This is a genomic window from Pseudoalteromonas sp. RB2-MNA-CIBAN-0110 (assembly GCF_040309305.1).
GTDB lineage: Bacteria > Pseudomonadota > Gammaproteobacteria > Enterobacterales > Alteromonadaceae > Pseudoalteromonas > Pseudoalteromonas arctica.
Map to the genome: position 1 here is coordinate 1 of NZ_JBEOOQ010000209.1, position 265 is coordinate 265.

Consider the following 265-nt stretch of genomic DNA (forward strand, 5'->3'; position numbering starts at 1 on the left):
GAGTTTACGTCACTCACGCCCCAACAGCTGATTGATACCATTTTGATATGGTCTGCACTCCCTGGCGCATCTCGGCATCATTGGGGTACCGATTTCGATATATATGATGCGAATAACATTAGCAAACAAGCACTGCAGTTAATCACGTCAGAATATACCGCCGATGGCCCTTGTGCTCCTCTACCTCAATGGCTTATCTCGCATGCTGCTGAGTTTGGATTTTATTTCCCCTATCAACCTGATTTAAGTGGCGTTAGTCCTGAGC

Annotated in this window: 1 protein-coding gene; it reads left to right on the forward strand. The window is 46.4% G+C overall.

The annotated features are described in order from the left end of the window. Window positions 1-265, forward strand: a 265-nt coding sequence (locus tag AAEY68_RS21200; RefSeq protein ID WP_350586842.1) for a M15 family metallopeptidase, incomplete at both ends; no start/stop codon positions are given.